The organism is Frigidibacter albus (assembly GCF_009908165.1).
In the GTDB taxonomy this organism is placed as follows: domain Bacteria; phylum Pseudomonadota; class Alphaproteobacteria; order Rhodobacterales; family Rhodobacteraceae; genus Frigidibacter; species Frigidibacter albus.
Genome location: NZ_JAAAUC010000004.1, coordinates 47,078 through 58,338 on the forward strand (window position 1 = coordinate 47,078; position 11,261 = coordinate 58,338).

Annotated in this window: 10 protein-coding genes and 1 tRNA gene; 8 read left to right on the forward strand and 3 right to left on the reverse strand. The window is 70.9% G+C overall.

Translation table 11 applies throughout. The features are described from left to right. Window positions 1-46: 46 nt before the first annotated feature. Window positions 47-1,954: a heavy metal translocating P-type ATPase gene (locus GVY41_RS07210; protein ID WP_373283272.1), complete on the reverse strand. Its 1,908-nt coding sequence runs from the start codon at window positions 1,952-1,954 to the stop codon at window positions 47-49. A 280-nt stretch (window positions 1,955-2,234) separates the two neighbouring features. On the opposite strand from GVY41_RS07210, the gene GVY41_RS07215 reads away from it, so the two are divergent. Next, window positions 2,235-3,014, forward strand: coding sequence for an SDR family oxidoreductase (locus GVY41_RS07215; protein ID WP_161345439.1), 780 nt, complete (start codon window positions 2,235-2,237; stop codon window positions 3,012-3,014). Window positions 3,015-3,057: 43 nt separating this feature from the next. Here GVY41_RS07215 and GVY41_RS07220 read toward each other — a convergent pair. Next, window positions 3,058-3,147: transfer RNA gene (locus tag GVY41_RS07220), tRNA-Ser, on the reverse strand. 377 nt (window positions 3,148-3,524) lie between these two features. On the opposite strand from GVY41_RS07220, the gene GVY41_RS07225 reads away from it, so the two are divergent. The 4 genes from GVY41_RS07225 (at window position 3,525) to GVY41_RS07240 (ending at window position 7,036) form a co-directional block, all read left to right on the forward strand. Then, a complete protein-coding gene (locus tag GVY41_RS07225; protein WP_161345437.1) occupies window positions 3,525-4,187 on the forward strand; it encodes a response regulator transcription factor in 663 nt (220 codons plus the stop codon). Between the two features lie 20 nt (window positions 4,188-4,207). Then, entirely contained in the window at window positions 4,208-5,578 is a 1,371-nt protein-coding gene (locus GVY41_RS07230; RefSeq protein WP_161345583.1) for an ATP-binding protein, read from the forward strand. A gap of 61 nt (window positions 5,579-5,639) precedes the next feature. Next, a complete protein-coding gene (locus GVY41_RS07235) occupies window positions 5,640-6,422 on the forward strand; it encodes a L,D-transpeptidase (RefSeq protein WP_161345435.1) in 783 nt (260 codons plus the stop codon). 11 nt (window positions 6,423-6,433) lie between these two features. Next, complete coding sequence (locus GVY41_RS07240) at window positions 6,434-7,036, forward strand: thioredoxin domain-containing protein (RefSeq protein WP_161345433.1); 603 nt, start codon at window positions 6,434-6,436, stop codon at window positions 7,034-7,036. A gap of 7 nt (window positions 7,037-7,043) precedes the next feature. Here GVY41_RS07240 and GVY41_RS07245 read toward each other — a convergent pair whose 3' ends face one another. Next, window positions 7,044-7,676, reverse strand: coding sequence for a helix-turn-helix domain-containing protein (locus GVY41_RS07245; protein WP_161345581.1), 633 nt, complete (start codon window positions 7,674-7,676; stop codon window positions 7,044-7,046). A gap of 119 nt (window positions 7,677-7,795) precedes the next feature. Here GVY41_RS07245 and GVY41_RS07250 point away from each other — a divergent pair, with 119 nt between their 5' ends. Genes GVY41_RS07250 through GVY41_RS07260 form a run of 3 tightly spaced genes read left to right on the forward strand, consistent with a single transcriptional unit; the run spans window position 7,796 to window position 11,221 of the window. Continuing rightward, window positions 7,796-9,334 (forward strand): class I adenylate-forming enzyme family protein, encoded by a 1,539-nt coding sequence (locus tag GVY41_RS07250; protein WP_161345431.1) that lies wholly within the window; start codon window positions 7,796-7,798, stop codon window positions 9,332-9,334. Next, on the forward strand, window positions 9,331-9,990 hold the full coding sequence (locus GVY41_RS07255; RefSeq protein WP_161345429.1) for a DsbA family oxidoreductase: 660 nt from the start codon (window positions 9,331-9,333) through the stop codon (window positions 9,988-9,990). Before GVY41_RS07250 ends, GVY41_RS07255 begins: the two co-directional genes overlap by 4 nt. Next, complete coding sequence (locus tag GVY41_RS07260; RefSeq protein ID WP_229725978.1) at window positions 9,983-11,221, forward strand: multidrug effflux MFS transporter; 1,239 nt, start codon at window positions 9,983-9,985, stop codon at window positions 11,219-11,221. The genes GVY41_RS07255 and GVY41_RS07260 overlap by 8 nt, the downstream gene beginning before the upstream one ends. Window positions 11,222-11,261 lie beyond the last annotated feature (40 nt).

Here is an 11,261-nt window from a genome sequence, read left to right on the forward strand (position 1 = left end):
GGTGGGAAAGGCGTTTGTCACCAACGGTTTCCCTGCGATCCGCGGATCAGCGATCTGCGCTTCGCCCGGGATCTCGATGCGCCACACGGGCCGCAGCATCGTCCGGCCTCGCAGCGGTCCGCCCCGGCTGGATCCGCAGCGCCCGCAGCGCGTTCAGGATCACCGCCACGTCGATCAGTTCCTGCAGCAGCGCGCCCTGCACCGGGGTCAGGTAGCCGAAGGCGGCGGCGATCATGCCCAGCACCGACAGGCCGATCCCGGCCACCACGCTCTCCATCGCGATGCGGCGAGAGCGTTGCGCGATCTCGATCCCCGGCAAGAGGCGATCCAGATGATCGACCAGCAGCACCACATCCGCCGCCTCGGCCGAGGCCGCCGCCCCGCGCGCGCCCATCGCCACGCCGATATCGGCCGCCGCCAGCGCGGGCGCATCGTTGACGCCGTCGCCGACCATCATCACCGGGCCGCCCGCGCGCTCTGCCAGCACCAGCGCCACCTTCTGGCCTGGCGCCAGATCGGCGTGCAGCGCGTCGAGCCCCAGCCCCCCGGTGACCGCCTCGGCCACGGCGCGGCGATCCCCGGTGGCCAGCACGATGCGCGCAACCCCCAGCCGGCGCAGCCCGGCCAGCAGATCGCCGGTGCCGGCGCGCAGCGCGTCGGCCATCACCAGATGCCCCGCCAGCTTGCCATCCACGCCGAGCGATACCACCACTGTCCCCGCCGCGATGACTGCCGCCTCGGGCACGGCGGTGCCCGCCTGCGCGGCGACGAAGCCCGCGCCCCCGACGATCACCTGCCGCCCGTCGATGCAGCCCGTGACGCCCTCACCGGGGCTTTCCACCACATGCTCCGGCACCGGCAGGGCGAGGCCCCGCGCCTGCGCCGCCGCGACAATCGCCTGCGCGACCGGGTGCCTCGACGCCTGATCCAGCGCTGCGGCGAAGTACAGGATCTCGTCTTCGGACAGCGCACCCAGCCTGTCGATCCGCACGATCTGCGGGCGCCCGTCGGTCAGCGTGCCGGTCTTGTCGAGGATCAGCGTCTTGACCCGCGCCAGCGCCTCCAGCGGCTTCGCGCCCTTGATCAGCACCCCGAAATGCGCCGCCCGCGACAGCCCGGCCACCAGCGCCACCGGCACCGCCAGGATCAGGGGGCAGGGGGTCGCCACCACCAGCACCGCGACCGCGCGGACCGGATCGCCGGTGAACCACCAGGCCGCCGTTGCCAGCGCGACCGTCACCGCGAGGAACAGCAGCGAATAGCGGTCCGCCAGCCGCGCCATCGGCGCCTTGGAGGCCTGCGCCGCCTCGACCAGCCGCACGATCCCGGCATAGGTGCTGTCGGCCGCGGCCCGCGTCGCGCGCAGGTCGAAGGCCTCGCCGGCATTGGTCGAGCCGCTCATCACATCATGCCCCTGCGCCAGCCGCACCGGCATCGCCTCGCCGGTCAGCGCCGACTGGTCCAGCATCGCGCCCGCGCTCTCCACCGTGCCGTCCACGGGGGCCACATCGCCTTGCCGGATCAGCAGCAGATCGCCGGGCGCGATCGCGTCCAGCGCCACCTCCTCCAGCGCACCGGCCCGGTGGCGGGTGGCGGTGCGGGGCACGCGCGACAACAGGTCGCTCATCTCGCGCCGGGCCCGGCCTTGCGCGAAGCTCTCCAGAAAGGTGCCGCCCGAATACATCAGCGCGACCACCGCCGCCGCCAGCGTCTCGCCGACCAGCAGCGCCGCCGACATCGACAGCGCGGCAACGATGTCGAGCCCGACCTCGCCCTTGCGCAGGCTCCGCAGGATCTCGACGCACAGCGCCGCCAGCACCGGCACGACGCCCGCCGCCCAGACCGGCCCCGCCAGCTGCGGCTGCCCCGCCAGCCAGAGGCCAAGACCGCCCACCAACCCCGACAGCGCCAGCCCCAGAAGGGCGATGTTCAGCCGTTCACCTGGCGGAGTCATCTGCATGTCATGTCCAATCTGCGGACGGGTCTCCCCGCTTTCGCGCGAGTGGGCGCCTTCGCCGTCGATCACAGGCGCACCCCGCCCATGCATAGGCGCCATCGCCGCGCCCTCCAAGCGTCCTGACCATCGGCCGCGCTTCGGGTCCGCCGGAGTTGCGGAGTCCTGGCAGCCCGGGTAGACTGCCCCCCTGACGCCGGAGGATTTTCGACATGATCCAGGCTGAACACGGCACTCCCCGCGGAGCGATCCGCCGATTGCACCCTGTTTCGAGGCTCTCATGCACCGACTGACCTCCAAGACCTGCGTCATCACCGGCGCGGGCCGCGGCATCGGCCGCGCCATCGCCGCCTGCTTCCATGCCGAAGGTGCCACCGTCATCCTGACCGACCTTGATGAAACCGCCGGGGCCGCCGCTGCCGCCGCCATCGGCTGCCGCTTCGAACGGCTCGATGTGCGCGAGGAGGCCGACTGGCAGCGGCTGGCCCGGCTGGTGCCGAGCGCCGACGTGGTGGTCAATAATGCCGGCGTGACGGGGTTCGAGCACGGGATGGCGCCCCACGATCCCGAACATGCCAGCCTCGAGGATTGGCGGGCGGTCCACCGCGTCAACCTCGACGGGACCTTCCTCGGCTGCCGCTACGCCATCGGCGCCATGAAGCAGCGCGGCACCGGATCGATCATCAACATCTCCTCGCGCTCGGGGCTGGTCGGCATCCCGCTGGCCGCCGCCTATGCCTCCTCCAAGGCGGCGATCCGCAATCATTCCAAGACGGTGGCGCTCTATTGCGCGCAGCAGGGCTGGCAGATCCGCTGCAACTCGATCCACCCCGCCGCGATCCTGACCCCGATCTGGGAGCCGATGCTGGGCACCGGCCCGGACCGCGCGGCGAAGATGCAGGCCCTGGTCTCCGACACGCCGCTGCAACGCTTCGGCACGCCCGAAGAGGTTGCCGCCATCGCGCTGATGCTGGCCTCGGACGAGGCGGGCTATGTGACGGGGGCCGAGATCACCATCGACGGCGGCCTGCTCGCCGGCTCTGCCGCGTCGCCCGGCTGAGGGGAGCTCGTCGCGCCATGCCCGGTGGCGCAATGGGGGATTATGGCGGATCGATAGGGATTCGAACCCTAGAGACGGTTCCCCGCCTACACACTTTCCAGGCGTGCGCCTTCGACCACTCGGCCACCGATCCGTTGCGGCGGTGTTTACACGCGAGGGATCGGCGGGTTCAAGGGAAAACTGCCGGGCAGGAAGGGACATGGCGCATGGTCGGGAACGGTGACTTGGCCGGGGCTGGCGCCGTGCAGCGGCGGGACTGAACCGCCGCGCCGGGCCGGGGCCGCTGCCGGCAGGCCTTGTCTTTGGGCGGCGGCCGACGGGGTCCCGGCCAGACGCAATCGCGCGCCTTAAGCCCCGGTTAAGCCCGCTCGCGTTGCGCTTCCCCGAGGAGGAGCCTGCCATGACCCCGCCCCGATCCCCGCCCGCGCCTGTCCCCTTCCCCCGCCCCGTGATACAACTCTTCCCAGGCACGCCACCGCAGTCCCTGTCACCAGATACCGAAAGCACATCATGCGGGTTCTGATCATCGAGGATGACGCGGTGCTGCGCGACGGGCTGCAGGTCGGGCTGCGGCTTGCCGGGTTCAGCCCCGAGTCCGTCGGCAGCCTCGAGGATGCCCGCGGCGCGCTCAGGGCGACCCGGTTCGAGGTGCTGGTGCTGGACCTGATGCTGCCCGACGGCTCGGGCCTCGACCTGCTGGCGGAGCTGCGGCGCGCCCGCGATCCGGTGCCGGTGCTGGTGCTGACAGCCCGCGACCGCCCCGGCGACAAGGTGCGCGGGCTCGACCTTGGCGCCGATGACTACCTTGGCAAGCCTTTCGACCTTGAAGAACTGGCCGCCCGCCTGCGCGCCCTTGGCCGCCGCCCCGCGGCGCTGTCGCGCACCCAGCCGGTCTGGAACGGCGTCATACTCGACCTTGCCTGCCAGGAGGCGCGGCGCGGGGACACCGTCATCCCCCTCTCCCCCCGCGAGTTTTCGGTGCTGCAGGCGCTGATGGCCCATCCCCGCGCGATCCTCAGCAAGAGCCGGCTGGAAGAGCATCTCTATGGCTGGCAGGAAGAGATCGACAGCAACACCGTCGAGGTGCATGTCCACAAGCTGCGCACCAAGCTGGGCCACAGCTTCATCGAAACCGTGCGCGGCGCCGGTTACCGGCTGGCAGAACCCGCATGACCCCCAGAACCACCCCCCGCATGACCTCGATCCAGCGCCGCCTGTTTGTCGCCCTGCTCGCCGCCACCGGCCTCATCTGGCTGTCGGCCGCGCTGTGGATCCAGTCTTCGACCCGGGTGGAGCTGAACCGCGTGCTCGACAGCCGGCTGGCCGAGGCGGCGCGGATGGTCGGCAGCCTCGTCGATCAGGATGGCCTGCAGCTCAACGCGGCGATGGCGCTGGCCGCCCCGGCGCTGCCGGGCGCGGCGGCGCACAGCTATGCAAGGCAGCTCTCCTGTCAGGTCTGGGGGCTCGATGGCACGCGGCTGGCGGCCTCCTCGCAGGCGCCGCAGCAGGCGCTGGCGACGGTGGACGACGGGTTCAGCGAACGCGAGGTCGATGGCCTCTTGTGGCGCGTCTATACCCATGTCGATACCGCCCGCGGCATCCGCGTAATGGTCGGCGACAGCGTGGCGATCCGCGAGAGGCTGCTGGCCGATGTGGTGCAGGGGTTGATGTGGCCGGCGCTGTTCATCCTGCCGCTGCTGGCGGGCGCAATCTGGCTCAGCCTGCGCAGCGGCCTTGCGCCCCTGCACCGCATCGCCGGGCTTCTCTCGCAGCGCGGCGCCGAGGATCTGGCGCCGCTGGAGGCACCCGCCCCGCGCGAGGTGGTGCCGATGGTCGCGGCCCTCAATGGCCTCTTCGCCCGGGTCCGCGACGCGCGCCAGCGCGAGCAGGATTTCACCGCCTATGCCGCGCATGAGCTGAAGACGCCGCTGGCCGGGCTCAAGATGCAGGCAGAGGTGGCGCGGCTCGCCCCCGATGCCGCAACCCGCGATCACGCGCTGGCGCAGATCCGCCGCGCGGTCGACCGCTCCGACCGGCTGGTGCATCAGCTGCTGGACATGGCGGCGGTGGATCAGGGCAGCGACGGCCCCGCGCCCCACCCCCTGCCCCGCCCCCTGCCCCGCCTCGGCGCCGAAGTGCTGGACCTGACCGCCGCCGCCGCCCGCGCGGCCCGCGTGGACCTGCACCTGCACTACGATGACGCACTCGCCGCCCTCAGCCCGCCGCTGCCCGACCTGCTGGTGGTCGTCCTGCGCAACCTCGTGGAAAACGCCGTCCATGCCAGCCCCGAAGGCGCCCGCGTCGATCTGCGCCTGACCGCCACCCCTCCCGGCTGGCAGGCCGAGGTGCTGGACGAGGGCCCCGGCATCCCCGCCGCCGCCCGCCCCCGCGTCACCGAACGCTTCTATCGCGGCTGCAGCGAGGGCGGCGGCAGCGGCCTCGGCCTCGCCATCGTCGAAACCGCCGCCCTGCGCCTCGGCGCCACCTTCACGCTGACGCCCCGCCTCCCGCAGGGCGAGGTGGCACGGCTGGCCTTCGACGCAGGGGAACTTGCCCCCCCTTAAGGCGCGGTTAAGCTCCGCCCCCGACGGCACTCCCAAGACCCGCCCCCTGCGGGCCAACAGGATGCCCTCGATGCGACTGCCCCTCCTCCCCCTGCTCCTTACCCTCGCCGCCTGCGCCCAGCCGGAAGCCACGCGCGCGCCGCTGCCGCAGGCCCTCGCGCCCGATCCCGCACTGCTGGCGATGTATTCCGAGCTGCCCGACGGCGACCTGACCATCCCCGCCATTCCCCCCAAATGGCTGTCCGAACGCAACAAGCGCACCGAGGTCGACTACTGGACCGAGGAGAAGCCGGGCACCATCGTCGTCGATCCCTTCGCCCGCTACCTCTACCTCGTGCAAGACGGCAACCGCGCCATGCGCTACGGCGTCGCGGTCGGCGAGGAAGGCCGCGGCTTTTCGGGCGAGGCGACGATCCCCTATACCCGCGAATGGCCCAGCTGGACGCCGACGCAGAACATGATCGCCGAAGACCCCGAGCAATACGGGCCGGTCGCGGCCGGGCTGGAAGGCGGGCTGGAAAACCCGCTTGGCGCCCGCGCGCTCTACCTGTTCCAGAACGGGCAGGACACGCTCTACCGCATCCACGGCACCGCAAACCCCTGGTCGATCGGGCAGGCCACCTCGGCCGGCTGCATCCGGCTTTACAATCAGGACATCGTCGATCTGCATGACCGGGTGAAGCCCGGCGCGCGGGTGGTGGTGCTCAGCCAGACCGAAACCGGCAAGGGCACGGTCCCGCCCGGCACCCCGCTGCCGCCGGTGGACTACCCGGCCGGCTTTGTCGCGCTGACGCCCGACACCGCGACCACGGCCGCCACCGCGCCCGCCCCGCAGCTGAACTGAAGGAGCTCCCCATGATCCTCTCCCGCCGCCACCTGATCGCCGCCAGCACCGCCTTCGCGCTTGCCGCCCCGGCCCTGCGCGCCCAATCCTATCCCGACCCGGCAGAGGTGCTGAACGACCCCGACGCGCCGGTGCAGGGCAACCCCGCCGGCGATGTCACGGTGATCGAGTATTTCGACTACCAATGCCCCTATTGCAAATCCAACCACCCGCTGCTGATGGACGAGGTGGCGCGCGACGGCGGCATCCGCCTGATCCTGAAGGACTGGCCGATCTTCGGCCCCGCCTCGCTGCATGCGACCCAACTCGTGCTCGGCGCGCAGCGGCAGGGCGACTACGCCGCCGCGCAGGCGGCGCTGATGGCGACCAAGGGCCGGCTGACCGGGGCGCAGATCGACAGCACGCTGACCGAAGCGGGCATCGACATCGCCGCAGCAGCCACAAGCCACGCGGCGGAACAGGATCGGTGGGCCGCCCTCCTGGACCGCAACGCCGCACAGGCCCAGGGCTTCGGCTTCCTGGGCACCCCGTCCTACATCGTCGGCATGACGATGTTCCCCGGGGTCATCGACAGGGCCACCCTGCGCGAGGCCGTCGACGCCGCCCGCGGATAGCCCCGCCTCAGGTCAGCGAGGTCACCCACAGGATCGTCGCATCCTCCTCGCTGACCGAGATCACGTTATGGCCCATCGTCGCGTCGTAATAGGCGCTGTCGCCGCGGCGCAGGTCCACCGGCTCGTAGAACTCGGAATAGAGCCGGATCACCCCGGTCAGCACATAGAGGAACTCCTCGCCGTCATGGCGTACCCAGCCGCCGAACTCCTCCAGCTTGCGGGCGCGGATGCGGGCGCGGTAGGGCAGCATCTGCTTGGCGCGCAGCGCGCCGGCCAGCAGCTCATGCTCATAGGTCACCGTCGCCTGCGCCTGCCCCTCGCCCGCGCGCGTCACCGCCATGCGGCCGGTGACCTGCGCCTTCGACGGCGGGGTGAACAGCTGCGGGACAGAGATTGCCAGCCCCTCGGCCAGCTTCTTCAGCGCCTCATAGGTCGGCGACATCTGCCCGTTCTCGATCTTCGACAGGGTGGACCGCGCCAGCCCCGCCTGCACCGCCGCCTGTTCCAGCGTCCAGCCCTTTGCCTTGCGCAGCTCGCGCACCCGCTCGCCCAGGTTCAGGGGTTCAGGTAGCTCCGCCGCCTCGCCGCTTTCGCGGGCGATGCGGATGATCCGGGTCTGGTCGGCGTTTTTAGCCGGCATCTGGGCCGGCATCTTGGGCTCGCTCTGCCGCGTCATGTTCATTCCCGCACAGGTTTACGTGCTTCTGGGGCATTTCGCGCTGCCTTGCAACGGCCTGCCGCGGGGCGTAGCAACATCCCATGCAGTCCATTTATTCCGAAGGCAGCGCCCCGGCCTGCCCCGCGCCCTTCAACCTTGCGGGCTATGTGCTGGCCGCGGGCGCCGCGACGCCGGGCAAGAGCGCCCTGCAGATCCTGCGCCCCACCGGCGCCGAACGCTGGAGCTATGACCGGCTGATCGCCGCCGTGCGCGGCGCCGCTACCGGCTTCTTGCAGGCGGGCCTTGCCCCGGGCGACCGGGTGCTGCTGCGGCTTGGCAACACCGTGGAATTTCCGGTGGCCTTCCTCGGCGCCATCGCCGCCGGGCTGGTGCCGGTGCCGACCTCGGCGCAGCTGACGGTGCCCGAGATCACGGCAATGGCCGCCGGCCTGGAGGCGCGGCTGATCGTCGCCGGTGAGGGCGTGGCCCTGCCCGAAGGCAGCGCAGCCCCGGTGATGACCGAAGACACCCTGCGCGGGTTCGAGGCGCTACCCCCCGCGCCCTGGCACATGGGCGACCCCGAGCGCCCGGCCTACATCATCTACACCTCCGGCACCTCGGGCACCTCGCGCGGGGTGGTCCATGCCCACCGCGCCATCCTTGGCCGCGCGATGATGCTGCAGGGATGGGAGGGGCTGGGGCCCACAGACCGGCTGCTGCACGCGGGCGCCTTCAACTGGACCTATACCCTCGGCACCGGGCTGATGGACCCCTGGACGGTCGGCGCCACCGCGCTGATCCCCGGCGCGGGCACCAGCACCGCGCAGCTGCCGCTGCTGCTCAAACGCTTCGACGCCACCATCTTCGCCGCCGCCCCCGGCGTCTTCCGGCAGATGCTGCGCGAGGCGCCGAACCTGCCGCTGCCGCGCCTGCGCCACGGGCTGTCCGCGGGCGAGAAGCTCCCCGCCCCGATCCGCGCCGCCTGGGAAGCCGCGACCGGAACCGAGATCTTCGAGGCACTCGGCATGTCCGAGATTTCCACCTTCATCTCTGCTGCCCCGGACCGGCCCGCCCCCGACGAGGCAACCGGCTGGCCCCAGCCCGGCCGCCGCGTCGCGGTGCTGAATGCGTCCGGCGCGCCCGTCCCCCGCGGCAGCCCCGGCACGCTGGCGGTGCACCGCGCCGATCCCGGCCTGTTCCTCGGCTATCTCGACGATCCCGCCGAGACCGCCGCGCGGATGCTGGGCGACTGGTTCGTGACCGGCGACACGGTGAAGATGGCGGCGGACGGCGCCATCACCTATCTCGGCCGGGCCGATGACATGATGAACGCCGGCGGCTTCCGCGTCTCGCCGCTGGAGGTGGAGGCGGCCATCGCCGCCCATCCCGACATCACCGAGGTGGCGGCGGTAGAGCTGCCGGTGAAAACCGGCGCCAACGTCATTGCGGTCTTCTACGTCGCCTCATCCGAGGTGACGGAGGCAGAGCTGCAGGAGCACGCCCGCACCCGCCTCGCCCGCTACAAGGAACCGCGGATCTGGGTGCAAGTTGACGCCCTGCCGAAAAACGCCAATGGCAAGGCCAACCGCCGCGCGCTGCGGGACGGCTGGACCGACCACAATCGAAAGACATCCCCTTGATCCGGCTCGACATTATCGCTGACTACGCCTGCCCCTGGTGCTACCTCGGCAAGGCGATGCTGGACCGCGCGCTGGAAGCGCATCCCCAGCATCCCTTCACGGTAGAATGGCACCCCTACCAGATCGACCCCAGCGTCCCGCCCGAAGGCATGGACCGGCTGGAATACATGGCCGCCCGCTTCGGCGACGTCGCGGCGATCACCCGCGTCCACGAACCGCTGCTGGCCATGGCCGAGAAAGCCGGCGTGCAGTTCAACATGCCCGCCATCACCCGCACCCCGAGCACGATGAAGGCCCACCGCCTGACCCATTGGGCGGCGCTGGAGGGGCGGCAGGCGGCGATGGTCTCGGCGCTGTATCGGGCCTATTGGCGCGAGGGGCAGGATATCGGCGACGCCGCCACCCTCACCCGCATCGCCGTGCAGGCCGGGATGGACGAGGCGCTGACCGCCCGCCTGCTGGCCAGCGATGCCGACCGCGACCTGATCGCAGAGCGCATTGCCCATTCCCGCAGCCGCGGCGTCACCTCGGTCCCCACCTTCATCGTCGCGGACCGCCATGCCCTGATGGGCGCACAGCAACCGGCGCTTTGGGCGCAGGTGATCGCGGAAGTCACGCAAGGGCTTTCCCAAACGGAAGAGACCCCCGATGAGTGACACGCCACCTGAAAGCGGCCCCGACGCCGGAGCGGGCATCCGCCGCCTGCCGATGCCCGAATTCGTGGCGATGCTCGCCACCCTCTTCGCCATCATCGCCTTTTCCATCGACGCGATGCTGCCCGCCCTGCCGCAGATCGCGGCAGAGCTGGTGCCGAACGATGTGAACCGCGCCCAGCTGATCCTCACCTCCTTCGTGCTTGGCATGGGCGTCGGCACCCTCTTCGCCGGCCCGATCTCGGATGCCACGGGGCGCAAGATCGCCATCACCGGCGGCTTCGCACTCTACATCATCGGCGCCGTGCTCGCCTGGCGCGCGCAAAGCATCGAGATGCTGCTGCTCGCCCGTTTCCTGCAGGGCCTCGGCGCCGCTGGCCCGCGCATCGTCAGCCTTGCCCTGATCCGCGACCTCTATCAGGGCCGCGAGATGGCCCGCGTCACCTCTTTCGTGATGATGATCTTCATCCTGATCCCGGCCGTCGCCCCCTCGATCGGGGCGGTGGTCATCGCCGTCACCGGCTGGCGCGGCATCTTCGGCGCCTTCATCGTGTTCGGGCTGATCGGCGTGCTGTGGTTGAACCTGCGCCAGCCTGAAACCCTGCCTCCCGCCAAGCGCCGCCCCTTGACCGTTGTCAGCCTCGCCGCCGCCGCGCGCGAGGTGCTGGCCGACCGCGAGGTGCGGGTCTACACCGTGGTGATGACGCTTGGCTTCGGCCAGATGTTCGCCGTCCTCTCCTCGGCGCAGCAGCTGTTTTCCGAAACCTACGGGCGCGGCGACAGCTTCCCCTTGTGGTTCGCGGCCATGGCGCTGCTGGCCGGCACCGGGTCGATCCTGAACGCAAAGCTGGTGGTGCGGCTGGGGATGCGGCGGATCGCGGTGATGGCCTACATGATGCAGACATTGGTTTCCGCGGTCATGCTGGGGCTGGCACTGACCGGCGCCCTGCCGGCCTGGGCCGAGTTCCCGGCCTTCTTCTTCTGGGTCACCTCGGTGTTCTTCATGGCCGGCATCACCTTCGGCAACCTCAACGCGCTGGCCCTGCAACGCATGGGCCATATCGCCGGGATGGCCGCCTCCATCGTCGCCGCGGTGTCCACCATCCTCGCGGTGGTGATCGCAGCGCCGCTGGGGCTGATGTTCGACGGTACCGCGATGCCGCTGATCGTGGGGGTGCTGGTGTGTTCGGCGATTGCCTGGGTGCTGATGCGGCGGACGGTGACGACGGGGTAAAGCCCGCCCAGTCAGAGGGCAGCGCCCGTCCGCCGGGTGG